Consider the following 24,808-nt stretch of genomic DNA (forward strand, 5'->3'; position numbering starts at 1 on the left):
GGTGCGATAGACACGCACCAAGCCGTGCGTTACGGGTTCGGACAGTCTTGTCCGGGAGGTTTTCATGGCTTTGGTGATCGAAGGCGAGGAGCGCATTGCCGCACCGCTGCAAAAAGTGTGGGAAGCGCTGAACGATCCCGAGGTCTTGAAGGCGACCATTCCCGGTTGCCAGAGCCTGGAGATGAAGTCGCCGACCGAGATGGCGGCAACCGTGGTGGTGAAGATCGGACCGATCAAGGCGACGTTCAACGGCGAAGTGACGCTGAAGAACCTGAAGCCGCCGCACTCCTACACCATCCAGGGCGAAGGCAAGGGCGGCATTGCAGGCTTCGCCAAGGGTGGCGCCGACGTGACGCTGACGGCAGATGGACCCGACGCCACGATATTGAACTACGCGGCCAAGGCCGATGTCGGCGGCAAGATCGCCCAGCTCGGCAGCCGGTTGATCGAATCGACCTCGAAGAAACTGGCCGGACAGTTTTTTTCCAGCTTCGGCGAGAAGGTCGGCGCGGCCTAGGCTGCAGAGCGGCGGCGGCTACCGAACAAGCTACTCGAAAACAATACTCGGCACCGCCGCTGCCGCAGCACCACGCTCTTCGTTAACCCGGTCCCAGACCTTCGAGGCGATGTCGCGGTAGATTTTCGCCTCGGCGCCGTCGGGCTTGGAGACGACAACCGGCGTGCCGGCATCCGAGCTTTCGCGAATGCCCATCTCGAGCGGCACCTCGCCGAGGAAGGTGACGCCAAGGCGCTCGGCCTCGCGCCGCGCCCCGCCATGACCGAAGATGTCGTAGCGCTTGCCGGTGTCCGGGGCGATGAAATAGCTCATGTTCTCGACGATGCCGAGCAGCGGCACGTCGACCTTCTTGAACATGTTGAGGCCTTTTCGCGCGTCGATCAGGGCCAGGTCCTGCGGCGTCGAGACGATGACGGCGCCAGCCAGCGGCACCTGTTGGGCCATGGTCAGCTGCGCGTCGCCGGTGCCGGGCGGCATGTCGACGACGAGCACGTCGAGACGGCCCCATTCGACTTCACGCAGCATCTGCGTCAGTGCCGACATCACCATCGGACCACGCCAGATCATCGGCGTTTCCTCGTCGACGAGGAAACCCATCGACATCACCTTCAGGCCGTAATTCTCCATCGGTTTCAGGATCTTGCCGTCGACGGTCTGCGGCCGGCCGTGGATGTTGAGCAGCCTTGGCATGGACGGGCCGTAGATGTCGGCATCGAGCACGCCGACGCGCAGGCCGTTGGCGGCGAGGCCGAGCGCGATGTTGACGGCGGTGGTCGACTTGCCGACGCCGCCCTTGCCGGAAGCAACGGCAATGATCGCCTCGATACCGGGTACGCCACGCTTGCCCGAGCTGTGCGAGGCCGGCGCGTGCGGAGCCGCACGCGGCGCGGCGGCAGCGGGCGCAGCCGGCGGAACGGGCCTGGGTGCGGGGCGCGATGGAACCGGCGCCTCCATGCCGCCGCCCTTCTTCTCCGCCGTCAGCGCGACGACGGCGCCGGCGACACCGGGGATCGCCTTGACGACACGCTCGGCAGCGGCGCGCAGCGGCTCCATTTCCTGGGCGCGGGCGGCGGGAACGGTAATCGAGAAGAAGACCTTCCCGTCGGCGATGAAAATTTCCGAAACCATGCCGAGGTCGACGATGTTGCCGGTGAAATCCGGCCCGTTGACCGTCTTCAGACGCTCGGTGACGATTTCCTTGGTGACGGACATGGCAGTTTTTCCTTACGCAGCTTGCGCCTGAGATGCAGCTTGCACCTGAGATAATGCAGTTTCCGGACAGAACCAAGCCGTGGAGCAATGGCTGTCTTGGCGTGCCTGAAAAACCGGCGGGTCCTGCCGGATTTCATCCGCGCCAAACGTCCTCCAGATAAGCGAGCGCCGATGCGGCCAGCAATCAATCCAGCCGACAGTCGCCAAACGATCGCAGCGACCTATTTCAACGACCAGCACGGGACCGACAAGCCGAGAAGGAGGCGATTATGCTCGCAAACAGCAACGCAACGGCAAATCTGGCGGTAAGCGATCTGGCAAAGGCCAAGGCTTTCTACGAAGGAACGCTTGGCCTGAAACAGGTGCAGGATGAGGGGGGCGAACTGATCGTGTACAAAAGCGGCGATACCACCCTCAACGTCTATCATTCCCAATTTGCCGGAACCAACAAGGCGACAGCGGTGACCTGGATGGTTGGCGACGAGATCGGCAACATCGTCAAGGAGCTGAAGTCGAAGGGCGTCGCCTTCCAGCACTATCAGATGCCGGGCTTGACGCTGGAGGGCGATCTCCACGTCGGTTACGGAATGAAAGTTGCCTGGTTCAAGGATCCAGACGGCAACATCCTGAACCTTGTGGACAGGTAGATTTCTTCACCTCACCTCGCCAGGCCAACCGCGAGGTAGGTGAGCGCCGAAATCAAAGCGGTGGCCGGCAAGGTAACGATCCAGGCGATGACGATGTTGCCGGCAATGCCCCAGCGCACGGCCGAGACGCGGCGGGCGGCGCCGACGCCGATGATGGCGCCGGTGATGGTGTGGGTGGTCGATACGGGAACGCCGAGCCAGGTCGCCGCAAACAGCGTGATCGCCCCACCGGTTTCGGCGCAAAAACCCTGCATCGGGTTCAGCCGGGTGATCTTCGAGCCCATGGTGTGGACGATGCGCCAGCCGCCGAACAGGGTGCCGAGCGCCAGTGCCGACTGGCAAGTGAGGACCACCCACAGCGGCACGTAGAAAGTCGCGCCGAGCATGCCTTGCGAATAGAGCAGCACGGCGATGATGCCCATGGTCTTCTGGGCGTCATTGCCGCCGTGCCCGAGGGAATAGAGCGAGGCGGAAAAGAACTGCATGACGCGGAAGGTGCTGTCGACCGCAAACGGCGTCTGGCGCACGAAGAGCCACGAGACGACGAGAACCAGGACGAGCGCCAGGATAAAGCCCGTCGCTGGCGACAAGACGATTGCCGCGACCGTCTTGCCAAGCCCGGTCCAAACGATGGCGCCCACGCCTGCCTTCGCAACACCGGCGCCGACCAGGCCGCCGATCAGCGCATGCGAGCTGCTCGAAGGGATGCCGGCGATCCAGGTGACGATGTTCCAGACGATGGCGCCGACCAGGGCTGCAAAGATCACCGCCGGGGTGACGATGCTGACGTCGACGATGCCTTTGCCTACGGTCTCGGCAACGTGGAGGCCGAAGAACATGAAGGCGATGAAATTGAAGAATGCCGCCCACAGCACCGCATATTGCGGCCGCAGCACGCGGGTGGAAACGATGGTGGCGATGGAATTGGCGGCGTCGTGCAGGCCGTTGAGAAAGTCGAAGAACAGTGCGACGGCGACGAGGCCGGCCAGCACGGGAAAGGCAATGGTTGCTTCCATCACCTAGACATTCTCAATGACGATGCCGCTGATCTCGTTGGCGACGTCCTCGAAGCGGTCGACCACCTTTTCCAGTTGGCCATAAATCTCGCTTCCGATCATATAGGCCATCGGATCGCTGCTGCCGTGCTTCCTGAAGAGATCCTTCAGCCCTTGCTCGTGCAGGTCGTCGGCCCGGCTTTCGACGCGCATCACCTCTTCGGCGATGGCGTTGAGGCGCACAGTATGCGTTGCGACCTTGTTGAGCAGCGGGATCGCCTCGGCCACCAGCTTGGCGGCGGCGACGATGACGCCACCCATTTCCTGCATCAGCGGATCGAACTCCTTGCGCTCGAACAGCTTCACCGTCTTGACCGTCTTGTGCATCATATCGATGGCGTCATCCATCGACTGGATCAGGTCCTTGATGTCGCCGCGATCGAAAGGCGTGATGAAGGAGCGCCGTACAGCCAGCAGGACTTCCGCGGTGATGTGGTCGGCCTCATCTTCGAGATCGATGATTTTCTGGCACCAGAGATCGATATCCCTGCCCTGGAGAAGCTGCTCCAGCGCCTCGGCGCCGCCGACCACGGTGCGGGAATGTCGTTCGAACAGGTCGAAGAAGCGATCTTCGCGCGGCAAAAGCTTGCGGAACCAGCCCAGCATGGTCGATCTCCCAGTTTCATCCACATAGCGCCGCATTCAGCCGCGGGAAACAGGTAGCCGGCTTAAAGGTGTGGATGCAGGGCAATTGTGCGTGGCGCTTGCGGTAGAGCACAATTTCCCCGACCTTGCAGCGAACGACCGGAAAGATCACATGATCGACAAGCTGGAATTCTTCATCGCGCTCGCCAGGGAGGAGCATTTCGGCCGGGCGGCGGAGGTGTGCGGCGTCACGCAGCCGACGCTGTCGGCCGGCATCAAGCAGTTGGAAGGCCAGCTTGGCGTCATGCTGGTTCTGCGCGGCTCACGCTTCCAGGGGCTGACGCCGGAGGGAAAACAGGTGCTGGTGTGGGCACGCCGCATCGTCGGCGACACCAGGACCATGCGCGAGGAAATGCGCGCGGCGCGCCACGGACTTTCGGGCCGTATCCGCATCGCCGCCATCCCGACGGCGCTCGCCATGCTGCCGCGGCTGACGACGCCATTTCGCGAAAAGCATCCCGGCGTCACCTTTTCGGTGCTGTCGCGGACTTCGATCGAGGTGCTGTCGCTGCTCGGCAATTTCGACATCGATGCCGGCATCACCTATCTCGACAACGAGCCGCTGGGGCGGGTGACCAGCGTGCCGCTCTATGACGAGCGCTACCAACTGATCACCGCGATGGGAAATCCCTATTCCGACCGCGACAAAGTGACATGGGCGGAGCTCTCAAGCCTGCCGCTGTGCCTGTTGACGCCGGACATGCAGAACCGCCGCATCATCGACCAGCATCTGGCCGAAGCCGGCGTGCAGGTGCGACCGACGCTGGAATCCAATTCGATGATCGTGCTGTTTTCGCACATCCGCACCGGCAAATGGTCGTCGATCATGCCGCTCAACCTTGCGGAAACATTCGGCTTTTCCGAACCGATCCGGGCCATTCCAATCATCGAACCAGACGCCAGCCACACGGTCGGCCTGGTGGCGACACCGCGCGAACCGCACACACCTTTGGTCTCGGCGCTGCTGGACGAGGCAATGGCGCTGGCGGACGATTTCCATGCCAACCGTTCCGCTAGACAGGGTTAGTCAAACGGAACGATAGAAGATTTCTATCGTACAACGAAACCGCTTTATTGATTTCAGAGGTTTTCTCTGGTTTCTTAAGCACTTAGCGATAAAGCGGCACGCGCATGTCGTTGTTCCAAAACAGCTTGATGCTTTTGGCCGATATGCGTGGGTCGCTACGATAGGGAGGGCGCTGCATGACAATGCAGCCTGCAAGTACCGAGATTACGTCGCGCACGGCCGCGATCATCCAGGAGATGAAGGGGCTCGAAGGCCCTTTGCTGCCGATCCTCCACGGCATCCAGGAAGAGTTCGGCCATGTGCCCAAGGATGCGCTGCCGGTCATCGCCGAGGCGCTGAACATTTCCAGGGCCGAGGTGCACGGCGTCGTCAGCTTCTATCACGATTACCGAAGCCATCCGGCAGGCCGGCATGTGTTGAAGCTCTGCCAGGCGGAATCCTGCCAGTCCATGGGTTCGGATGCCATCGCCGCCAAGTTGAAGCAACTGCTGGGCATCGGCTTTCATGAAACGACCCGCGACGGTTCGGTGACGCTGGAGCCGGTCTACTGTCTCGGCCTGTGCGCCTGTTCGCCCGCCGCCATGCTCGATGGCGAGGTGATCGGACGGCTCGATGACGAGAAGCTCGACGAGATCGTTGCAGAGGTGCGCTCATGATCCCGCGTATCTACATTCCCGGCGATTCCGGTGCGCTGGCGCTTGGCGCCGAAAAGGTCGCCAAGGCGATCGCCGGCGAACTCGCCGAGCGCGGCATCGAGGCCAAGATCGTGCGCAATGGTTCGCGCGGCGCCTATTTCCTCGAACCGATGGTCGAAGTCGCTACAGCCAACGGCCGCATCGCCTACGGGCCGGTCAAACCGTCCGACGTCAAAAGCCTGTTCGACAGCGGCTTCCTTACCGGCGGCCATCATAAACGCTGGCTGGGCGCGCCGGACAAGATCCCCTTCCTGGCCAAGCAGACGCGGCTGACTTTCGCGCGCTGCGGCGTCACGGATCCGCTGTCGCTCGAATCCTACAAAAAACATGGCGGGTTGAATGGACTGATGAACGCGCTGGCGCTGACGCCTGCCGCCATCGTCGCAGAGGTGACCGAATCCGGCCTGCGCGGGCGCGGCGGCGCCGGCTTCCCGACCGGCATTAAGTGGAAAACGGTGCTCGATACATCAGGCGACCGCAAATACATCGTCTGCAACGCCGATGAAGGCGACTCCGGCACTTTCGCCGACCGCATGATCATGGAGGGCGATCCCTTCGTGCTGATCGAAGGCATGACGATCGCCGGTATAGCCACGGGCGCGACCAAGGGCTTCGTCTATGTCCGCTCGGAATATCCGCATGCGGTGGCGGCGATGAACAAGGCCGTCGAGATCGCCCGCAAGGCCGGCGTTCTTGGCGCCAGCGTGCTGGGTTCCCCTCACGCGTTCGACATGGAGATCCGGGTCGGCGCCGGCGCCTATGTCTGCGGCGAGGAGACGGCGCTGCTCGATTCGCTCGAGGGCAAGCGCGGCATGGTACGCGCAAAGCCGCCTCTGCCGGCGCATAAGGGGCTGTTCGGCAAGCCGACGGTGATCAACAACGTCATCAGCCTAGCCTCTGTGCCCGTCATCATGGACAAGGGTGCTGCCTTCTACAAGGATTTCGGCATGGGCCGCTCGCGCGGCACGATCCCGGTCCAGATCGCCGGCAATGTCAAATTTGCAGGGCTGTTCGAAGCCGCTTTCGGCATGACGCTTGGCGAGATCGTCGACGAGATCGGCGGCGGCACGGCCACCGGCCGGCCGGTCAAGGCAGTGCAGGTCGGCGGACCGCTCGGCGCCTATTTCCCGCGCGCGCTGTTCGACACGCCATTCGACTATGAAGCCTTCGCGGCCAAGGACGGGCTGATCGGCCATGCCGGTATCGTGGTGTTCGACGACACCGCCGACATGCTGAAACAGGCGCGCTTCGCCATGGAGTTCTGCGCCATCGAAAGCTGCGGCAAGTGCACGCCCTGCCGCATCGGCTCGACGCGCGGTGTCGAGACCATCGACAAACTCGCCGCGGGCATCGAGCCGGAGAAGAACCTCGCTCTGGTCACCGACCTCTGCAACACGATGAAATTCGGCTCGCTCTGCGCGCTGGGCGGCTTCACGCCCTACCCCGTGATGAGCTCGATCACCCATTTCCCCGACGACTTCAAGCCCGCGCCCGTGCGCGTGGCTGCCGAATAGGAGCTGGCAGATGAACATCAAGGCCGACTTCCCCTCCCTCGTCGAAGAGATCGACTACGGAACCCCGCAATCGAAGGCGCAGAAGCAGGTCACGCTGAACGTCGACGGGCGCAGCATCACCGTGCCGGAAGGCACCTCGATCATGCGTGCCGCGATGGAGGGCGGGGTCGAGATCCCGAAGCTCTGCGCCACCGACATGCTGGACTCCTTCGGTTCGTGCCGTGTCTGCCTTGTAGAGATCGAAGGACGCGGCGGCACGCCGGCATCCTGCACGACGCCTGTCGGCGAAGGCATGATCGTGCGCACGCAGACCGAGCGGCTCGATGCCATTCGCCGTGGCGTCATGGAGCTCTACGTCTCCGACCATCCGACCGGCTGGAACGAACAGGCCGGAACCGGCGCCAGCGAGTTCGACGCGGTGGCGAAGTCGATCGGCCTGACCGAGAACCGCTACGGCATCGAGGGCCGCAACCACGTCAAGCCGGAAGGTGGCGTGGCGCCCGGCCATGGCTCGCTGGCAGTCGATTACATCGCCCGCGACGAATCCAACCCCTATTTCACCTATGATGCCTCGCAATGCATCGTCTGCTCGCGCTGCGTGCGGGCGTGCGAAGAAGTGCAGGGCACGTTTGCGCTGACCATCGAGGGACGCGGCTTCGAATCCCGGGTTTCGGCGGGAATGCACGAGGCGTTCATCGATTCGGAATGCGTGTCCTGCGGCGCCTGCGTCCAGGCCTGCCCGACCGATGCGCTGCGTGAGAAGACGGTGCTTGCCAAGGGCCTGCCGGAGCGCTCGGCCGTCACCACCTGCGCCTATTGCGGCGTCGGCTGCTCGTTCAAGGCCGAGGTGAAGGGTGACGAAGTCGTTCGCATGATGCCCTACAAGGAGGGCAAGGCGAACCACGGCCATTCCTGCGTGAAGGGCCGTTTCGCCTATGGCTACGCCACCCACAAGGACCGCATCCTGTCGCCGATGATCCGCGAAAAGGTCACCGATCCGTGGCGCGAAGTAAGCTGGGAAGAGGCGATCGCCCATACCGCCAAGGAATTCCGCCGCATCCAATACCAGTACGGACGCACCGCGATCGGCGGCATCACCTCGTCGCGCTGCACCAATGAGGAAACCTACCTCGTCCAGAAGATGGTGCGGCAGGGTTTCCGCAACAACAATGTCGACACCTGCGCACGCGTCTGCCATTCGCCGACGGGCTACGGGCTCGGCCAGACATATGGCACGTCTGCCGGCACGCAGGATTTCGATTCCGTCGACTTCACCGATGTCGCCGTCATCATCGGCGCCAATCCGGCTTCCGCTCACCCGGTGTTCGCCTCGCGGCTCAAGAAGCGGCTGCGCCAGGGCGCCAAGCTGATCGTGCTCGATCCGCGCCGCACCGAGATGGTCAAGTCGGCCCATATCGAAGCGGATTACCACCTGCCGCTGAAGCCCGGCACCAATGTGGCCGTGCTGACGGCGCTGGCGCATGTGATCGTCACCGAGGGCTTGTTCGACGAAGCCTTCATCCGCGAACGTTGCGACTGGACGGAGTTCCAGGATTGGGCATCGTTCGTCGCCTTGCCGGAAAACAGCCCCGAAACCGTCGGCAAATTGTCCGGCGTCGATCCCGAGCTGATCCGCGGGGCGGCCCGCCTCTACGCCACCGGCGGCAACGGTGCCATCTATTACGGCCTGGGCGTGACGGAACACAGCCAGGGTTCCACCACTGTGATGGCAATCGCCAACCTCGCCATGGCCACCGGCAACATCGGACGGCCCGGCGTCGGCGTGAACCCGCTGCGCGGCCAGAACAACGTGCAGGGCTCCTGCGACATGGGCTCGTTCCCGCATGAGCTGCCCGGTTATCGCCACATCTCCGGCGAAGCCGTGCGCGATATCTACGAGACCTTGTGGGGCGTGAAGCTGGACGACGAACCCGGCCTGCGCATCCCCAACATGCTGGACGCCGCCGTCGACGGCAGCTTCAAGGGCATCTACATCCAGGGCGAAGACATTCTGCAGTCCGATCCCGACACCAAGCATGTCGCAGCCGGCCTTGCCGCGATGGAATGCGTCGTCGTGCACGACCTCTTCCTCAACGAGACGGCGAACTACGCCCATGTCTTCCTGCCGGGCTCGACCTTCCTGGAGAAGGACGGCACCTTCACCAACGCCGAGCGCCGCATCAACATGGTGCGCAAGGTTCTTGAGCCGAAGGCGCGCTACGCCGATTGGGAGGCGACGCAGGAGCTTGCCCGCGCGATCGGGCTGGACTGGAACTATAAGCATCCCTCCGAAATCATGGACGAGATCGCGATGACCACGCCGAGCTTCGCCGGCGTCTCCTTCGAGCTGCTCGACCGTGTCGGGTCCGTGCAATGGCCCTGCAACGAGAAGGCGCCGCTCGGCACCCCGATCATGCATATCGACGGGTTCGTGCGCGGCAAGGGCAAGTTCATCCGTACCGAATATGTGGCGACGGACGAAAGGACGGGGCCGCGCTTCCCGCTGCTGCTCACCACCGGCCGCATCCTGTCGCAGTACAATGTCGGCGCGCAGACCAGGCGCACCGATAACAGCATGTGGCATTCGGAGGACCGGCTGGAGATTCATCCGCACGATGCCGAGAACCGCGGCTTGCGCGACGGCGACTGGGTCCGGCTGACCAGCCGCTCGGGCGAGACGACGCTGCGCGCGCTGATCACCGACCGGGTGTCGCCCGGCGTGGTCTACACGACGTTCCACCATCCGGACACGCAGGCCAACGTGATTACCACCGACTTCTCCGACTGGGCGACCAACTGCCCGGAATACAAGGTGACGGCGGTGCAGGTCGGCGCCTCCAATGGGCCGTCGGAATGGCAGCGCGACTATGACGAGCAAGCCAAGCAGAGCCGGCGCATCGCGTCTTTGCAGGCGGCGGAGTAGCCTTGAGCGCGCGGCGCAAAGCCACGACGCAGGTATCGCGGCTGGCGCACCGCGCCAGCGGCACTGCTACGGCGAACCGCATGGTGCCGGAAGAGACGCCGGTGGCGTTCTCCTTTGCCGGCACCACGCATGCGGTGATGATGGCAAGCCCGGCCGATTTCGAGGATTTCGCGCTTGGCTTCTCGCTGACCGAGGGCATTGTAGCTGCGCCGGAGGAGATCGAAGCCATCGAGGTCGAGGACCATGGCGCCGGCATCGACATCCAGATCCGGCTGAAGGACCGAGCCAACACGCGCTTCGAAGCGCGGCGGCGAAGGCTCGCGGGTCCGGTCGGCTGCGGGCTCTGCGGCATCGAATCGATCGAGGAAGCGATGCGTTCGGTCGACGCGGTTGGTGTGTCAAAGCTTACGCTTGATGCCAACGATATCGTCCGTTCGGTCAAGCTTTTGTCGAAAGTGCAGCCGCTGCACACCGAGACCGGAGCCGTGCACGCCGCCGGCTTCTATGTGCCTGGTAAGGGCATCGTCATGGCACGCGAAGATGTCGGCCGTCACAACGCGCTCGACAAGCTGGCCGGTGCGCTGGCCAAAGCCGGCATCGATGGTGCATCCGGTGCTGTCGTGGTGACATCCAGGGTTTCGGTCGAAATGGTGCAGAAGACGGCTTCTATCGGTTCGGCCTTCATCATCGCCGTCTCGGCGCCGACCGCCCTTGCCATCCGCACGGCGCAAGAGTCCGGCATGACGCTGGTGGCGCTGGTTCGCGGCGACGATTTTGATATTTTCACCCACCCCGACCGGGTGGTTTGCGGAGTTGCCAAGCATGTCGCATGACGAAGAACACATTATGAGCACCGCCGAGAAGCTGGTGCGCATGGCAAACCAGATCGCCGACTTCTTCCATTCCAAGCCGCGCGAGGAAGGCATTGCCGGCGTCGCCGAGCACATCAACAAGTTCTGGGAGCCGAGGATGCGGCGGCAGTTCTTCGAAATGCTGGACGACGGCACCGGGAACTTCAACGAGTTGGTGGTGGCCGCCTCCGCCAGGATCAAGCGACCGATCACGCCGGCTGCGGCCGACCTCAAACTCGGGCTCAAGCCCTCCCCTGCCGACGTCGCCGCCTCGCAGGAATAGCCGCCAAGCCGCGCCAGCTTACATTCACAATCGCTAAAGTTTAAGCTGCCGCAATCTGCGCTGTTCTGCTATGGTTTGACGACCAGAAATCGTCAGGCCGGGGTGGAAATCTCGTGAGGCCGATCGAGACGCGATACGCCTGTAGCGGCGATGTGCGGATCGCCTATCAGGTGGTCGGGCAGGGATCGTTCGATCTCGTCTTCGTGCCGGGCTTCATTTCCAACCTCGACCTGCACTGGGAAGACGAGGGCTACACCAGGCTCTTGAAGCGGCTTTCGGCGTTCTCTCGGCTGATCCTGTTCGACAAGCGCGGCACCGGCCTGTCCGACCGTGTCGACGCGCATAACCTGCCCAGTCTCGAGACGCGGATGGACGATGTGCGCGCGGTAATGGACGCCGCCGGCAGCGGTCGTGCGGCGCTGCTCGGCTCCTCCGAAGGCGCGCCGATGGCGATGCTGTTCGCCGCCACCTATCCGGAGCGGACACGGGCGCTGGCGCTCTATGGCGGCTATGCGCATTTCCACAAATGGGTGATGTCGCCCGAACGCCTCGACGCTTTCATCGAGATGGCGGAGACAGCCTGGGGCACTGGCGCCACGCTGCCCCATTTCGCGCCGAGCCGGGTCGACGACGCGCATTTCGCCCAGTGGTGGGCACGTTTCGAACGATTGTCGGCGAGCCCGACGGCGGCGGCGGCGCTGGCCCGCATGAACGCCGACGTCGACATCCGCCATATCCTGAGCGTGATCAGCGCGCCGACGCTTGTAATCCATCGCCGCAACGATGCGCGGGTCGACCCCGATGCCAGCCGCTTCCTTGCACAGAAGATCCCCGGCGCCCGGCTGGTCGAGAGTCCCGGACGCGACCATCCGATCTGGACCGGCGATGTCGATGGGGTGGCCGACCTGATCGAGGAATTCCTGACCGGCGAACGCGCCGTGGGCGAAGTAGACCGCGTGCTGGCCGCACTGCTGGTGACACGCATCTACGACACGGCACGGCTCGGCGACCGGATGTGGAGCGAACGCAGCCAACGCTTCCAGGAAACCTGGCGGCTGCTGGTCGGGCGCCATGGCGGGCGCTCTGTGGGCCTGCATGGCGAGTTGATGATTTCGCGCTTCGACGGCCCGGCACGCGCCATACGCTGCGCGGCAGCGCTGCGCGAGGCGGCGCAGGAAATCGGCGTGGCAAGCGCACAAGGGGCGCATGTCGGCGAGATCGAAGTGCGCGGTCCACCCGTTGGGACGACGGCGCGGGTGGCAATGCAACTGGCCGCCCATGCCGGCCGCGGCGACATTATCGCGTCGCGTCTGATCGCCGATCTGGCGGCTGGGTCGGGCCTGCATTTCACCGACGCCGGGCGCATCAGTGTCGACGAGCTGGAGCAGCCGCTGGCGCTGGTCCATGCGACGTCCGAACAGCATCTGGAACCCGCCTGCCGGCCCAAACCCAAGACCGCCGAGCCGGCCGCATTGACGGCGCGCGAAAGCGAGGTGGTGAGCCTCGTCGCCGACGGCAAGAGCAATGCCGCGATCGCCGCCGAATTGCGGCTGAGCGAACACACGGTCAAGCGCCATGTCGCCAACATACTGCTCAAGCTGGATCTGCCGTCGCGGGCGGCGGCGGCGGCGTTTTCGGCCAGGCACCCTGGCCCGCACGGGCCATGAGAGCCATGGCGCTTTCGGGCGAAGCGGCCATGGGCGGGTAAGCGCTATCAATTCTCTCCACGCAGGCTAGGCGGATGTCGCTGGAAAAGGCGCTGCGAACGGAGGAGGAAATGCTGAAGTCGAACCGGACACTCAAATTGCTTGTGATTGCTGCAAGCGTTGGCGCGTTGTTCGCCATCTCTCCCGCAAAGGCCGAGGACGCGTCCGCGGCGGCCGCCTACAAGGACATCGAGGCAACGCTCGGCTCGGTGCCGGACATGTTCAAGACCCTGCCGGATGTGGCCGTCGCCGGCGCCTGGGCCGAGATTAAGGGCGTGCAGCTCAACCCGAAGACGGCGCTTGACGGCAAGACCAAGGAACTTTTGGGCCTCGCCGTCGCGGCGCAGATCCCATGCCAGTACTGCATCTATTTCCACACCGAGGCGGCCAAGCTCAACGGCGCCAGCGACGAGGAGATCAAGGAGGCGGTGGCGATGTCCGCCATCGTGCGCCATTGGTCGACGATGCTCAACGGCAGCCAGGTCGATCTGACGACCTTCAAGAAGCAGACCGACGACGTATTCGCGGCCGTCAAGGCGAAGTCGCAGTAAGAACCACTGCCCGGCGATGAGCGCCGGACGGCACATCGACCATCAACCGCCCGGTCGGAAGACGGGCCAATGGAGGATGAAATGCTGACCAAGACCCAAACAGTGGACGGCGCCGCGATCAAGAAGGCGATCGAAACCCGTGACGGCAAGATGCTGTCGAGCTTCTATGCCGAAGACGCGCTGGTGCGGGTGATCGACCGCAACAACCCGCCGAGCAAGCCGCGTGAAATCCGCGGGCGCGCCGCGATCACCACATTCTGGGACGACATCTGCAGCCGGGCGATGACCCACAAGGTCGACACCACCATCGCCGACGGCGACAGCCTCGCCTTCACCCAGGCCTGCGCCTATCCGGACGGGACCAAGGTGTTCTGCGCAGCGATGCTGGAGCTGAAGAACGGTCGGATCGCAAGACAGACCGTCGTGCAGGCCTGGGACGAGTAGATCAACAACCGTGGATCAACCGCGGCCTGGGCCGCAAACCTGGAGGAGAAGACGATGTTCAGCGCCAGATGGCAGATCGACGCCAAGTTCGGACACAAGCAGACCGTGCTCGATCTGTTGAAGAAATGGGAACGCGAGATCGGGTCACAGGTCGGCCTCGACGAGCTGGAATTCCAGATCATGACCGGTTCGATCGGCGCGCGGGAGGCGACGGTCGAGTCCCATCACCAGGTCGAAAGCCTGGCCCAGTTGGAGGCGTTCTTCGCCAAGATCGGCAAGATCGACGCGCACGCGAAATGGGGCAAGGAGATCGAGCCCTATGTCGTGTCTGGCACCAGCCTGTGGAATATCTATCGCATCGTGGAGTAGTGGTCTGCGGTCTTACCTCTCCTCTTGTGGGAGAGGTCCGGATTGCCCCGATTTGTCCTTCACAAATCGGTTGGCAACCCGTGTGAGGGGTAAGCTGGCGTCAAGCTGGAACACCCCCTCATCCGTCTCGGCGCTACGCGCCGATCCACCTTCTCCCACAAGAGGGGAGAAGGCAAAACTAGCCATGCGCAACCATCACATGCCGCACGGCGGTGTAATCCTCCAGTGCGTAGAGCGACATGTCCTTGCCGTAGCCGGACTGCTTCAACCCGCCATGCGGCATCTCGTTGGTCAGCATGAAGTGGGTGTTGATCCAGGTGCAGCCATATTGCAGGCGGGCGGCCGTCGCCATGGCGCGCGAGACATCCTTGGTCCATACGGATGACGCCAGGCCGTAGTCGCTGTCATTGGCCCAGTTCACCGCCTCGTCGACTTCCGAAAAACGAGTAACCGAGACGACCGGGCCGAACACTTCGCGGCGCACGATCTCATCTTCCTGCAGCGCGCCGGCGACGACGGTCGGCTGGTAATAGAAGCCGGAGCCCTCGCCCGGCTTGCCGCCGGTGGTGATCTCGATGTGTTTCAGTTCCGAGGCGCGCTCGACGAAGCTCGAGACGCGGTCGCGCTGGCGGCGCGAGATCAGCGGGCCGATTTCGTTTTCGGTATCGTCGGGGCGGTCGTACTTGATGGTCGAGACGGCCGAGGAGAGATCGGCGACGAGCTTGTCGTAGATCTTCTTGCCGGCGTAGATGCGGCAGGCGGCGGTGCAGTCCTGGCCGGCATTGTAATAGCCGAAGGCACGCAGGCCGTTGACCACGGCGCCGAGGTCGGCGTCGTCGAAGACGATGACCGGCGCCTTGCCGCCGAGCTCGAGATGCGTGCGCTTGACCGACTTGGCGGCCGCCTGCAGCACCTTCTTGCCGGTGGCGACATCGCCGGTGATCGAGATCATGTTGACCTTGGGATGATTGATCAGCGTGTTGCCGACGCTGTCGCCGCGGCCGAGCACGACATTGACGACGCCTTCGGGCAGGATGTCCGCAAGGATTTTTGCCAGCTTCAGCGCCGTCAGCGGTGTCTGCTCGGACGGTTTGAAGACGACGGTGTTGCCGCCGGCGATCGCCGGCGCCAGCTTCCAGGCCATCATCATCAGCGGATAGTTCCACGGCGCGATGGAAGCGACGATGCCAATGGCATCGCGACGGACCATCGAGGTGTGGCCGGGCATGTATTCGCCAGCGACGACGCCCGGCATCGAACGGACGGCGCCGGCGAAGAAGCGGTAGCAATCGACGATCGCCGGGATTTCGTCATTGAGCACGGCGTTGATCGGCTTGCCGCAGTTGAGCGCCTCGAGCGTGGCGAACTCCTTCGCGTCGGCTTCGATGCGGTCGGCGATCTTCAGCAAATAGCCGGAGCGCTGCGCCGGCGTGGTGCGCGACCACAAGACGAACGCCTGTTCGGCAGCAGTGACCGCCGCCTCGATCTGCGCCTGGCTAGCCTCGGGCAGGTTGAGGATGGTCGCCCCGGTCTTTGGATTGAGGATCGGCTCCTCGGTCTCGGTGCCCTTCTCGAATTTCGAGCCGATCAGCATCTGGGTGTCCATAAGGTTTCTCCCTTTACAGAAGCGAGTAGCGAGTAGCTGAAAGCGAGTAGGGTTTGACCGTCGATGATCCCTATTCGCTACTCCCTATTCGCTGTTTTTCATTTCCCGCTTCCAGCGATCTGGTCGCCGTCACGGCTGAGGTAATAAGCGGCAAGGATCGGCAGCAACGTCACCAGCATGACGACCATGGCAACGACATTGGTGACCGGGCGCTGGCGCGGACGGATCAGTTCTTCCAGCATCCAGATCGGCAGCGTCTGCTGCTGGCCGGCGGTGAAGGTGGTGACGATGACCTCGTCGAAGGACAGCGCGAAGGCCAGCATGCCGCCGGCAAGCAGCGCCGTGGCGATGTTGGGCAGCACGACATGGCGGAAGGTCTGAAAACCGTCGGCGCCGAGATCCATCGAGGCCTCGATCATCGAACCGGAAGTGCGGCGGAAACGGGCGACGGCGTTGTTGTAGACGACGACCACGCAGAAGGTGGCGTGGCCAAGCACGATCGTCCAGAACGAGAACGGGATGTCGGCCAGCGAAAAGGCCGAGCGCAGCGCAATGCCGGTGATGATGCCGGGCAGCGCGATCGGCAGGATGACCAGCAGCGAGATGGTTTCGCGGCCGAAGAATCTTGTCCGCGACACCGCCGCCGAACAGAGCGTGCCGAGGATGAGCGCGATCGCCGTCGAAATCGCGGCCACCCTGACCGACAGCGACAGCGCCTGCCAGACATCTGGCCGGTTCCAGGTCACGGCGAACCACTGCGTCGTCAGCCCTGGCGGCGGCCAGACGAAACTCTTCTCTTCGGTGGTGAAGGCATAGACGAAGATCAGCAGGATCGGCAGGTGCAGGAACAGCAGCCCGCAGGCGGCGGCAATCTTCAGGCCGAGCGGAGCCGACTGGGAACCATCAGAGCGCATCGAAGGCCCCCATGCGCTTGGCGCTCCAGAGATAGAAGCCCATGATGACGATCGGCACCACGGTGAAGGCGGCGGCGAGCGGGATGTTGCCGGCGGTGCCTTGCTGCGAATAGACCGCCTGGCCGATGAACAGACGCGAGGTGCCGATGATCTGCGGGATGATGTAATCGCCGAGCGTCAGAGAGAAGGTGAAGATCGAACCGGCGACGATGCCCGGCAGCGCCAGCGGAAACAGCACGTTGCGGAAGGTCTGTCCCGGTGAAGCGCCGAGGTCGGACGAGGCCTCGACCAGATTGCCGGGCACGCGCTCGAGCGCCGCCTGAACGGGGAGGATCATGAAGGGTAGCCAGACATAGACGAAGACGATGAAGGTGCCGGTGAACGATACCGACAGGGAATTGCCGCCGACGATCGGCAGCGACAGCCAAGCGTCGAGAACCCACAACAAATGCAGCTTGGCGAGCAGCCAGGTGAGGATGCCTTCCTTGGCCAGGATCAGCTTCCAGGCGTAGATCTTGACCAGATAGCTCGACCACAGCGGCAGCATGATGCCGAGATAGAACAAGGCCTTCCAGCGGCCGCGCGCATAGCGCGCCGCGTAGTAGGCGATGGGGAAGGCGATGACGGCCGAGGCCAGCGTGACCAGAGCCGCCATCGTCACCGTGCGCAGGATGATGTCGAGATTGGCGGCCTGGAACAGATCGCCATAGGTCTTGAGCGTGAACTCGCGGTTGATGAGGCCGGAAAACTCGTCGATGGAGAAAAAGCTCTGCGCCAGCAGCGCAAACAGCGAGCCGATATAGACGATGCCCAGCCACAAAACCGGAGGCAGCAGCATGAGCAGCAACAGGACCTTCGGCTTGCGCCAGAAAAGGTCCGACAGAGCGCCGCGCAGACCGCCGCTACCCGGCAGGATGGCGGGGGCCGTTGCACGCACCATGGCGGCGTCGAGGCTCATGCCGGCTCGTCCATCAGATGCAGGTGCTCGCGGTTGAAGGTCAGCACAACCGCCTCGCCTTCTGCCGGCAAGGCGATGCCGGCCGGCACGATGGCGTGCAGCCGCAGCCCGTCGGCGTCGAGCGCCAGCTTTGTCGTGGCGCCGAGATAATTGGTCGAGATGAGGCGGGCCGATACGCCTTCACCACTTGTGACCCCCTTGGCCGCGCGGCCGACGCGAATGGATTCGGGGCGGAGACTCCCCCAGCGATGCTGGCCGGAATAGCGCTGCACGAAATCCGGCGGCAGCACGTTGGAGGAGCCGACGAAATCGGCGACGAAGCGGGTCCTCGGCCGCTGGTAGATATCTTCCGGAGTGCCGATCTGCATGATCTTGCCATCGTTGAAGACGGCGACGCGGTCGGCCATCGACAGCGCTTCGCCCTGGTCGTGAGTGACGAAGACGAAGGTGATGCCGAGCGCCTTCTGCAGCGACTTCAACTCCTCCTGCATGTTCTCGCGCAATTTGAGGTCGAGCGCGCCGAGCGGCTCGTCGAGCAGCAGCACCTTTGGCTGGTTGACCAGCGCGCGGGCCAGTGCCACGCGCTGGCGCTGGCCACCGGAAAGCTGGCCGGGCCGGCGGGCGCCATAGCCGGGCAGCCGCACCAGTGACAGCGCCTCTTCCGCCGCCTTGTGCCGCTCAGCCTTGCCGACGCCCTTGACCATCAGCCCGTAGGCAACGTTGTCGAGCACGTTCAGATGCGGGAACAGCGCATAATCCTGAAACACGGTGTTGACGTTGCGGCGATAGGGCGGAACGCCCTCGGCGCGGTCGCCGAAGATCGAGATCGAGCCCGATGTCGGCTGCTCGAAGCCGGCGATGAGGCGCAGGCAAGTGGTCTTGCCGGAACCGGACGGCCCGAGCATGGCGAAGAATTCCCCAGGCGCGATGTCGAGATCGACCGCGTCGACCGCGCGCACGCTGCCGAAATGGCGCGAGGCTTTCTGGAAGGAGACGGCGGAGGTCATGAGATGTCAGTCCGTTGCCGGTTTGATGTGTTGATGTCGCGCGACGTCCCACCTCCCCCTTGGGGAGGTCGCGACGAAGCCGCGGGTGGGGGTGTCTCGAAAAACCCCGAGCAGACCCCGCCCAGACGCTATGCGTCGACCCTCCCCACAAGGGGGAGGTAAGGATGCTCATCGTCCGCCGATGACGCCGATATAGTCCGACACCCAGCGATAGTAGGGCACGCACTGATCGTTCTGGGTGGCGCATTTCGACACCGGCGTCTTCCAGAACTTGATCTTGTCGAAGTTCTCGTAGCCGTTGGTCTTGCAACCCTCGTCGGTCAAAAGCTCATTGCCCTTGCAGGCGGCGGGCACGACGGGCAGTGAGCCGAACCAGGCTGAGACATCGCCCTGCACCTTCGGCGACAGCGAATGTTCCATCCACATATAGGCACAGTTGGGGTTGGCGGCGTCGGCCTCCATCATGGTGGTGTCGGCCCAACCGGTGGCGCCCTCCTCCGGGATGGTGGACGCGACCGGCTTCTTGGCGGCGACCAGCGTGTTGACCTGATACGGCCACGAGCCGGAAGCGACGACGCCTTCGTTCTGGAAATCGTCGACCTGGATGGCGGCGTCGTGCCAATAGCGGCCAACCAGTGTGCGTTGGACGCGCAGCAATTCGAGCGCCGCCTTGTACTGGTCCTCGTTCAGTTCATAGGGATCCTTGATGCCGAGTTCCGGTTTGTGGAACATCAGATAGTTGGCCGCATCCGCAATGTGGATCGGCCCGTCATAGGCCTGGACGCGGCCCTTGTTGGACTTGCCGTCCGGCAGCTTCATTTCCTCAAAGACGATGTTCCAGCTCTTGGGAGCCTCCTTGAACACGTCGGTGTTGTACATCAGGACGTTGGGACCCCACTGGTAGGGAACGCCGTAGTGGGCGCCGCCGACGGTGAACCACGGCGCGTCCTTGAGGCGCTCGTCGACCGTCTTCCAGCTCGGGATGAGATCGGTGTTGATCGGCTGCACGCGCTTGCCGGCAACGAGGCGCAACGAGGCATCGCCCGAAGCGGTGACGAGGTCGAAGCCGCCCTCATTCATCAGCGAGACCATCTCGTCGGAGGTGTTGGCGGTCTTGACGTTGACCTTGCAGCCGGTCTCCTTCTCGAAGGAAGTCACCCAGTCATAGCCCTTGTCGGTTTCGCCGCGCTCGATGTAGCCCGGCCAGGCAACGATGTTGACCTGGCCTTCGCCCTTGCCAAGTTCCTTGACCTGGGCGACGGCCTGACCGGAAAAGGTCAGCGCGACCGTCAGAGCAGTGCATGACTTCAGGAATGAATTCATTGTCGATCTCCCATTTAGGCGCCTGACCCTGAAAGCCGGTTTCGGTCTTCGTTAGGGGTCACGCGCGGACTGAAAACTGTCAGTTCGTCCGTTGGGCTTGATGCCGCTCTGATGGCGGCTTTGGTCCCTGAACCGAAAGTGCTTTGAAAATTCCGGTTTCGCAAATTCATTTATCAGAAGGGCGATATCGGTTTTTCCGATAGATGTGCAGCCGGCCTCTCAGGGACGCTGGCGGACCGTCCGTTGCGACTGGGCAAGACCGATGAAATCGCGCGCGGCCTGCGGCAGACCGGAGCCGCGCCGCCAGACCATGCCGACCTGGACCACCGGCAAGGAGCCGGAAATATCGCGCGATTCGATGCGGTCGCCTTCCAGCGACCAGGGCCGGTAGACGAGATCGGGCAGCAGCGCCACGCCGGCACCGGTGGCGACCAGACTGCGCACGGCCTCCACGGAACGGGTGCGGAAGGCGACATGCGGCTTGGCGCCGATCGCCGTCAGCAGCTTGCCGGTATTCTCCTCGATCTCGTCGACGGTCAGCATGATCAGCGTTTCGGAGGCAATGTCGCCAATGCTGATGATGTCGGCGCCGACGAGCGGATGACCGAGCGGCAGCCACAGCCGATAGGCCGAGACTTCGAGGATTTCCGACTGCAACGCGGTGCGGTCGCGCAAATTGGAGGTGACCATGACGGCAATGTCGAGCTTGCCGCCGATCAGGAGGTGTTCGAGATAATCGCCATTGTCCTCGATGGCAGAGACCTCGACGCCCGGATAGGCACGGCGGTAGCGGGCGAGCAGATCCGACAGCACATAGCCGGCGACCAGCGAGGTGACGCCGAGCTGCAGCCGGCCGGCCGCCACCGCCTGCTCGCCGGAGAAAGAGCGGCGCGCGTCGGAAACATCGGCGAGGATTTTCGTCGCATGGCGCAGGAACTGGTGACCCTTGTGGGTGATGTTGAGGCCGCGCGGGTGGCGTTCGAACAGTTCGACGCCGAGATCGCTTTCGAGTTCCTTGATCGCTTCGGTGACCGACGATTGCGAGATGGAGAGGTTCTGGGCGGCGCCCGAGACCGTGCCTTGCTCGGCAACGGCGATGAAGAACTGCAGCTGGCGGATGGTGAAAGCCATGCCCGGACTAAACACCGGCGGCCGAATGAAGGAAAGCCGACTGCAGAGCTTATCCCATGACCTGAGAGCTGGCGCTCAACCGAGCGCCAACTTGATGCGCCGCCGGCATGCGGGGCCATAGCGCAGCGCAAGCATGAATGCCGTCTCCAGAGCCACGACGATGACAATGATGCGCAGGCCCACCGTGAAGGAGTCCCGGCCGCTGCCGCGCAGCAGATAGCCGGTGGTGAGAAAGCCCGCGTTCCAGAACGTGGCGCCGAGCAGCGTCGCGGCCGCGAAGGGCAAAGCGGGCAGGCAGAGTGCGCCGGCGGCGATCGGCAGGTAATTGCGCACAGTCGGGATGAACTGCGCCAGCAAGGACACCCGGACGTGATTGCGCCGATAGGCCTGGCCGAGCCTGCGGTAGGTCGCGTGGCGCAGGAACACGTACTTGCCGAAACGCTCGACCAGCCTGTCGGCACGGTCAAGTCCAACCCGGCGGCCGACCGCATACCAGACAAGGCAGCCGCTGGCGGACGCAAGCGTCGTCACCATCAGCAGGATCGCCAGCGTCGAAGCATCCGGCGCCGCCGTCATGCCGAGGAACAGCAGCAGCACATGCGAGGGCGGAATTGGCAGGATCTTTTCGGTGAAGGCGAGGCAGAAAACGCCCAACAGACCGAAGCCGAGGATGGCTGCCAGCGGCCCCGTCATGCGAAGCGACATGGTGACGCCGACACCAAACGGTGCCACGGTCCATCTCTGGAGAAAAGACAAAGCATCAGGCAACCTTCATCCTGGATCCAACGCTTCGATCGGTCGGCGTGGCGTTTGCTGCAGTCAGCGTCGGACCCGAAATCCGTTGCATATGTCGGGTCCGACGCCTTGGCGCCGGCATACGAGGTGAATCGCGCACCGACTGGTTCTGTTTGCCGCGAATGGATTGCGTGGACATTGCGCCTCGGCGCGGATGAGACGTGTTTGACATCGACACCAATCGTAACTAACTAAGTTACATGAAGCGCAACAGCCGGCTGTCCTCTACCCTGCACATTCTCGTCCACATGGCCGAGAAGCCCGAACAGGCGCTGACCTCCGAGCAGCTTGCCACCTTCATCCACACCAATCCGGTGGTGGTCCGCCGCACCATCGCAGGCTTGCGCGACGCCGGCATCGTCACCTCGTCGCGCGGGCACGGTGGCGGCTGGCTGCTCGGGCGGGCGCCCGAGAAAATATCCCTGGCCGAGATCAGCGTCGCCCTTGGCGAGACACTGCTGCCGTTCAGCACCGATCCGGAAAGCCCCGGCTGCCTCGTCGAGCAGGCGGTGATCGCCGTGCTCGACGATTTTCGCAACGCCGCCGAAAGGCTGCTGGCGGAGAAGCTGAGCCGCATCACGCTGGCTGACCTGACCGCCGATTTCCGCCGCCGTTTTGACCTCATTGGAGTCTCCAGCCATGCAGTATGATCTTGCCGTCGTCGGCGGCAGCTTTGCCGGCCTGTCCGCCGCCATCCAGGTGGCGCGGGCAGGACGCAAGGTGCTGGTGATCGACGCCGGCCGGCCGCGCAACCGCTTTGCCGAGCATTCGCACGGCTTCCTCGGACATGACGGGCGCGCGCCCGGCGCAATCCTGGATGACGCAAGGCGCCAACTACTGGCCTATCCGGCAGCCAGGGTTGTCGACGGGCGCGCCGACAAGGCCCTTGCCGCTGGCAGCAGCGATTTCGAAATCACCACCGAGGGTGGCGAGACATTCGGCGCGGCACGGCTGGTACTGGCCACTGGGGTGCGCGATATCCTGCCGGAGGTTGCCGGGCTTGCCGAGCTCTGGGGAAAGAGCGTGTTGCACTGCCCCTACTGCCACGGCTACGAAGTTTCCGGCGGGCCGCTCGGCGTGCTCGCAACCGGTCCGATGTCCATGCATCAGGCACAGCTGATCACCGATTGGGGCGATGTCACGCTGTTCGGCAATGGCCTGTTCGAGCCTGACACAGAGCAGATGCGCGCGCTGGAGAGCCGAAAGGTGCGGTTTGAGCCCACCAGCGTTGCCGAGCTAGAGGAAGACGGCTCCGGCGGATTGATCGTCCACCTCGACGACAGCAGAAAGGCCGGCGTCAGGGCGATGTTCACCGCTCCGCGCAATATCATGGCCAGCCCGCTGGCCGAACAGCTCGGCTGCGGCTTCACCGAAAGCCTCCTCGGCACGGTGATATCAGTCGACGACAGGCAGCAGACGACCGTGCCCGGCGTCTACGCCGCCGGCGACGCGGCACGTTCGATGCACAACATCGCCTTTGCAGTATCGGGTGGCACCTTTGCGGGCGTCTGCGCCCACCAATCGCTGGTCTTCGGCTAGAACCCGGCTTCCGCGCCGGCGATGCTGAGCCGGGCGCCGGCCTGCGCAAGGGCGGCGGCCAGGTCGTGCGGCGGCGAGCGGTCGGTGGCGAGTTCGGAAAAGCTGTCGAAGCCGCAGACCTGGACCAGACCAAGACGGCCGAATTTCGAGTGATCGGTGATGACGAGGGACCGCTGGCCGCGCGAGAGCACCATGCGGGCGAACTCGGCCTCATCCAGATCAAAATCCATGACGCCCATCACCGCGTCGACCCCCCCGGTGGAAATGATGGCGTGACTGACCGAGAAGCGACTGACAAAATCGATCGCCGAGGCGCCGAAAGCAGCGCCGGAATCGCTGCGCAACTCGCCGCCGGCCATATAGACCTTGTTGCCGTTGATGGTGGCCAGCGTGCGGGCGATGTCCGAGGAATTGGTGACGACCGTCAGGCGCCGGTGGCCAAGCAGTTCACGCGCAAGGAACGAGGTCGTCGTTCCGGTGTCGAGCATGATGGATTCCCCGTCGCGGATGGTGGCGGCGACCATGCGGGCAATGACGCGCTTGGCGTCGGCGTTCTCACGCATGCGCCGCTCGAACGGCGCTTCGCCGATCATTGACGGCAGGCCGATGGCGCCATGCATCTTGAGGACAGAGCCATCACCGGTCAGTGGCTTGACGTCGCGGCGCACCGTCTCGAGCGACACGCCCAGCCGGTCGGCCAGACTGGCGATGGTGACGGTGCCCTCTTCCTGCAGGAGCCGCAGGATCTCGCCGTGTCGTTTGGACTGGGCCATCTGGTTTCCCGAACTGATGCTCTTGACCGATTCTAAGGTAATTCAATTGCTTTTAAAGGAACTACCTTATGCTTTCAGGCAAAATACCCAACAAAAGTCACAGCTTTTTATTGACAAGCGGGAAACCCTGGCGTGAAATCAAAGACATCAACAGGCTTCAGATCTGCGACTGGGGGCAGAGCCGCAACTCAGCGATCAGGCCGTTTGGAACGTGCCTGTACAAGGAATTTTCAGATCCGCGGGGGCGGATGCCGGGCTCAAAAACCTGGCCAAGGGGCTCGTCGGTGCGGTGCGGGATACCGATCCTGGCGTCCCGCACCGAC

General features: G+C 63.6%; 24 protein-coding genes and 2 pseudogenes. 15 read left to right on the forward strand and 11 right to left on the reverse strand.

Annotated elements, in window-relative coordinates; all coding sequences use genetic code 11:
* Positions 1-64 precede the first annotated feature (64 nt).
* Entirely contained in the window at positions 65-517 is a 453-nt protein-coding gene (locus AC0NIL_RS00665; protein ID WP_013528005.1) for an SRPBCC family protein, read from the forward strand.
* A 30-nt stretch (positions 518-547) separates the two neighbouring features.
* On the opposite strand, the gene AC0NIL_RS00670 is transcribed toward AC0NIL_RS00665, so the two are convergent.
* On the reverse strand, positions 548-1,729 hold the full coding sequence (locus AC0NIL_RS00670; protein ID WP_013528006.1) for an Mrp/NBP35 family ATP-binding protein: 1,182 nt from the start codon (positions 1,727-1,729) through the stop codon (positions 548-550).
* A gap of 269 nt (positions 1,730-1,998) precedes the next feature.
* Between AC0NIL_RS00670 and AC0NIL_RS00675 the strand changes: the two genes are divergently transcribed.
* A complete protein-coding gene (locus AC0NIL_RS00675) occupies positions 1,999-2,376 on the forward strand; it encodes a VOC family protein (protein ID WP_013528007.1) in 378 nt (125 codons plus the stop codon).
* A gap of 11 nt (positions 2,377-2,387) precedes the next feature.
* Here AC0NIL_RS00675 and AC0NIL_RS00680 read toward each other — a convergent pair whose 3' ends face one another.
* Positions 2,388-3,392: an inorganic phosphate transporter gene (locus AC0NIL_RS00680; protein ID WP_013528008.1), complete on the reverse strand. Its 1,005-nt coding sequence runs from the start codon at positions 3,390-3,392 to the stop codon at positions 2,388-2,390.
* A gap of 3 nt (positions 3,393-3,395) precedes the next feature.
* Complete coding sequence (locus tag AC0NIL_RS00685; RefSeq protein WP_013528009.1) at positions 3,396-4,037, reverse strand: DUF47 domain-containing protein; 642 nt, start codon at positions 4,035-4,037, stop codon at positions 3,396-3,398.
* Positions 4,038-4,188: 151 nt separating this feature from the next.
* On the opposite strand from AC0NIL_RS00685, the gene AC0NIL_RS00690 reads away from it, so the two are divergent.
* From AC0NIL_RS00690 to AC0NIL_RS00740, 11 genes and pseudogenes are all read left to right on the forward strand, one after another.
* Entirely contained in the window at positions 4,189-5,103 is a 915-nt protein-coding gene (locus tag AC0NIL_RS00690) for a LysR family transcriptional regulator (protein ID WP_013528010.1), read from the forward strand.
* A 176-nt stretch (positions 5,104-5,279) separates the two neighbouring features.
* Complete coding sequence (locus AC0NIL_RS00695) at positions 5,280-5,759, forward strand: formate dehydrogenase subunit gamma (RefSeq protein WP_023811689.1); 480 nt, start codon at positions 5,280-5,282, stop codon at positions 5,757-5,759.
* On the forward strand, positions 5,756-7,312 hold the full coding sequence (locus AC0NIL_RS00700) for a formate dehydrogenase beta subunit (RefSeq protein ID WP_064995764.1): 1,557 nt from the start codon (positions 5,756-5,758) through the stop codon (positions 7,310-7,312). Before AC0NIL_RS00695 ends, AC0NIL_RS00700 begins: the two co-directional genes overlap by 4 nt.
* A gap of 10 nt (positions 7,313-7,322) precedes the next feature.
* Positions 7,323-7,686: pseudogene (locus AC0NIL_RS00705) on the forward strand (2Fe-2S iron-sulfur cluster-binding protein); the annotation flags it as partial.
* A gap of 59 nt (positions 7,687-7,745) precedes the next feature.
* A pseudogene (fdhF, locus tag AC0NIL_RS00710) lies at positions 7,746-10,235 on the forward strand (formate dehydrogenase subunit alpha); the annotation flags it as partial.
* 2 nt (positions 10,236-10,237) lie between these two features.
* Entirely contained in the window at positions 10,238-11,068 is an 831-nt protein-coding gene (fdhD, locus tag AC0NIL_RS00715; protein ID WP_224673745.1) for a formate dehydrogenase accessory sulfurtransferase FdhD, read from the forward strand.
* Entirely contained in the window at positions 11,058-11,369 is a 312-nt protein-coding gene (locus AC0NIL_RS00720; protein WP_013528015.1) for a formate dehydrogenase subunit delta, read from the forward strand. The genes fdhD and AC0NIL_RS00720 overlap by 11 nt, the downstream gene beginning before the upstream one ends.
* 113 nt (positions 11,370-11,482) lie before the next feature.
* Complete coding sequence (locus AC0NIL_RS00725) at positions 11,483-13,036, forward strand: alpha/beta fold hydrolase (RefSeq protein ID WP_275954122.1); 1,554 nt, start codon at positions 11,483-11,485, stop codon at positions 13,034-13,036.
* Positions 13,037-13,146: 110 nt separating this feature from the next.
* Complete coding sequence (locus tag AC0NIL_RS00730) at positions 13,147-13,626, forward strand: carboxymuconolactone decarboxylase family protein (protein ID WP_013528017.1); 480 nt, start codon at positions 13,147-13,149, stop codon at positions 13,624-13,626.
* Positions 13,627-13,707: 81 nt separating this feature from the next.
* Positions 13,708-14,070 carry a nuclear transport factor 2 family protein gene (locus AC0NIL_RS00735; protein ID WP_024503372.1) on the forward strand — a complete coding sequence of 121 codons (363 nt, stop codon included), beginning with the start codon at positions 13,708-13,710 and terminating at the stop codon, positions 14,068-14,070.
* A gap of 54 nt (positions 14,071-14,124) precedes the next feature.
* A complete protein-coding gene (locus tag AC0NIL_RS00740; protein ID WP_013528019.1) occupies positions 14,125-14,439 on the forward strand; it encodes a hypothetical protein in 315 nt (104 codons plus the stop codon).
* Between the two features lie 178 nt (positions 14,440-14,617).
* Here the strand turns inward: AC0NIL_RS00740 and AC0NIL_RS00745 are convergent, their stop codons facing one another.
* From AC0NIL_RS00745 to AC0NIL_RS00775, 7 genes are all read right to left on the reverse strand, one after another.
* The gene (locus tag AC0NIL_RS00745; protein ID WP_275954123.1) at positions 14,618-16,045 is read right to left on the reverse strand and encodes a gamma-aminobutyraldehyde dehydrogenase; all 1,428 of its coding nucleotides are present in this window, start codon (positions 16,043-16,045) and stop codon (positions 14,618-14,620) included.
* 98 nt (positions 16,046-16,143) lie between these two features.
* On the reverse strand, positions 16,144-16,959 hold the full coding sequence (locus AC0NIL_RS00750; RefSeq protein WP_013528021.1) for an ABC transporter permease: 816 nt from the start codon (positions 16,957-16,959) through the stop codon (positions 16,144-16,146).
* Positions 16,949-17,899 carry an ABC transporter permease gene (locus AC0NIL_RS00755; protein WP_275954211.1) on the reverse strand — a complete coding sequence of 317 codons (951 nt, stop codon included), beginning with the start codon at positions 17,897-17,899 and terminating at the stop codon, positions 16,949-16,951. Before AC0NIL_RS00755 ends, AC0NIL_RS00750 begins: the two co-directional genes overlap by 11 nt.
* Before the next feature lie 14 nt (positions 17,900-17,913).
* On the reverse strand, positions 17,914-18,924 hold the full coding sequence (locus AC0NIL_RS00760; protein WP_063169923.1) for an ABC transporter ATP-binding protein: 1,011 nt from the start codon (positions 18,922-18,924) through the stop codon (positions 17,914-17,916).
* 168 nt (positions 18,925-19,092) lie between these two features.
* Positions 19,093-20,247 (reverse strand): ABC transporter substrate-binding protein, encoded by a 1,155-nt coding sequence (locus AC0NIL_RS00765; protein ID WP_013528024.1) that lies wholly within the window; start codon positions 20,245-20,247, stop codon positions 19,093-19,095.
* Positions 20,248-20,466: 219 nt separating this feature from the next.
* A complete protein-coding gene (locus AC0NIL_RS00770) occupies positions 20,467-21,378 on the reverse strand; it encodes a LysR family transcriptional regulator (protein ID WP_013528025.1) in 912 nt (303 codons plus the stop codon).
* A 75-nt stretch (positions 21,379-21,453) separates the two neighbouring features.
* Positions 21,454-22,110, reverse strand: coding sequence for a DedA family protein (locus tag AC0NIL_RS00775; protein WP_275954124.1), 657 nt, complete (start codon positions 22,108-22,110; stop codon positions 21,454-21,456).
* A 263-nt stretch (positions 22,111-22,373) separates the two neighbouring features.
* Between AC0NIL_RS00775 and AC0NIL_RS00780 the strand changes: the two genes are divergently transcribed.
* Both AC0NIL_RS00780 and AC0NIL_RS00785 read left to right on the forward strand, forming a co-directional pair.
* Entirely contained in the window at positions 22,374-22,823 is a 450-nt protein-coding gene (locus AC0NIL_RS00780) for an RrF2 family transcriptional regulator (RefSeq protein WP_063169921.1), read from the forward strand.
* Positions 22,813-23,712 carry an NAD(P)/FAD-dependent oxidoreductase gene (locus AC0NIL_RS00785; protein ID WP_275954125.1) on the forward strand — a complete coding sequence of 300 codons (900 nt, stop codon included), beginning with the start codon at positions 22,813-22,815 and terminating at the stop codon, positions 23,710-23,712. Before AC0NIL_RS00780 ends, AC0NIL_RS00785 begins: the two co-directional genes overlap by 11 nt.
* On the opposite strand, the gene AC0NIL_RS00790 is transcribed toward AC0NIL_RS00785, so the two are convergent.
* Positions 23,709-24,485, reverse strand: coding sequence for a DeoR/GlpR family DNA-binding transcription regulator (locus AC0NIL_RS00790; protein WP_013528029.1), 777 nt, complete (start codon positions 24,483-24,485; stop codon positions 23,709-23,711). The genes AC0NIL_RS00785 and AC0NIL_RS00790 overlap by 4 nt on opposite strands.
* Positions 24,486-24,808: the final 323 nt, after the last annotated feature.

The organism is Mesorhizobium sp. WSM1343, from assembly GCF_055901535.1.

Bases quoted from the DNA above. Each gene is read 5' to 3' on its own strand.
- AC0NIL_RS00770 (WP_013528025.1), bottom strand. From the start codon at position 21,378: ATGGCTTTCACCATCCGCCAGCTGCAGTTCTTCATCGCCGTTGCCGAG.
- AC0NIL_RS00680 (WP_013528008.1), bottom strand. From the start codon at position 3,392: ATGGAAGCAACCATTGCCTTTCCCGTGCTGGCCGGCCTCGTCGCCGTC.
- AC0NIL_RS00685 (WP_013528009.1), bottom strand. From the start codon at position 4,037: ATGCTGGGCTGGTTCCGCAAGCTTTTGCCGCGCGAAGATCGCTTCTTC.
- AC0NIL_RS00765 (WP_013528024.1), bottom strand. From the start codon at position 20,247: ATGAATTCATTCCTGAAGTCATGCACTGCTCTGACGGTCGCGCTGACC.
- AC0NIL_RS00790 (WP_013528029.1), bottom strand. From the start codon at position 24,485: ATGGCCCAGTCCAAACGACACGGCGAGATCCTGCGGCTCCTGCAGGAA.
- AC0NIL_RS00675 (WP_013528007.1), top strand. From the start codon at position 1,999: ATGCTCGCAAACAGCAACGCAACGGCAAATCTGGCGGTAAGCGATCTG.
- AC0NIL_RS00785 (WP_275954125.1), top strand. From the start codon at position 22,813: ATGCAGTATGATCTTGCCGTCGTCGGCGGCAGCTTTGCCGGCCTGTCC.
- AC0NIL_RS00750 (WP_013528021.1), bottom strand. From the start codon at position 16,959: ATGCGCTCTGATGGTTCCCAGTCGGCTCCGCTCGGCCTGAAGATTGCC.
- AC0NIL_RS00690 (WP_013528010.1), top strand. From the start codon at position 4,189: ATGATCGACAAGCTGGAATTCTTCATCGCGCTCGCCAGGGAGGAGCAT.
- AC0NIL_RS00760 (WP_063169923.1), bottom strand. From the start codon at position 18,924: ATGACCTCCGCCGTCTCCTTCCAGAAAGCCTCGCGCCATTTCGGCAGC.
- AC0NIL_RS00695 (WP_023811689.1), top strand. From the start codon at position 5,280: ATGACAATGCAGCCTGCAAGTACCGAGATTACGTCGCGCACGGCCGCG.
- AC0NIL_RS00700 (WP_064995764.1), top strand. From the start codon at position 5,756: ATGATCCCGCGTATCTACATTCCCGGCGATTCCGGTGCGCTGGCGCTT.
- AC0NIL_RS00720 (WP_013528015.1), top strand. From the start codon at position 11,058: ATGTCGCATGACGAAGAACACATTATGAGCACCGCCGAGAAGCTGGTG.
- AC0NIL_RS00665 (WP_013528005.1), top strand. From the start codon at position 65: ATGGCTTTGGTGATCGAAGGCGAGGAGCGCATTGCCGCACCGCTGCAA.
- AC0NIL_RS00670 (WP_013528006.1), bottom strand. From the start codon at position 1,729: ATGTCCGTCACCAAGGAAATCGTCACCGAGCGTCTGAAGACGGTCAAC.
- AC0NIL_RS00780 (WP_063169921.1), top strand. From the start codon at position 22,374: ATGAAGCGCAACAGCCGGCTGTCCTCTACCCTGCACATTCTCGTCCAC.
- AC0NIL_RS00745 (WP_275954123.1), bottom strand. From the start codon at position 16,045: ATGGACACCCAGATGCTGATCGGCTCGAAATTCGAGAAGGGCACCGAG.
- AC0NIL_RS00755 (WP_275954211.1), bottom strand. From the start codon at position 17,899: ATGGTGCGTGCAACGGCCCCCGCCATCCTGCCGGGTAGCGGCGGTCTG.
- AC0NIL_RS00730 (WP_013528017.1), top strand. From the start codon at position 13,147: ATGCTGAAGTCGAACCGGACACTCAAATTGCTTGTGATTGCTGCAAGC.
- AC0NIL_RS00735 (WP_024503372.1), top strand. From the start codon at position 13,708: ATGCTGACCAAGACCCAAACAGTGGACGGCGCCGCGATCAAGAAGGCG.
- AC0NIL_RS00740 (WP_013528019.1), top strand. From the start codon at position 14,125: ATGTTCAGCGCCAGATGGCAGATCGACGCCAAGTTCGGACACAAGCAG.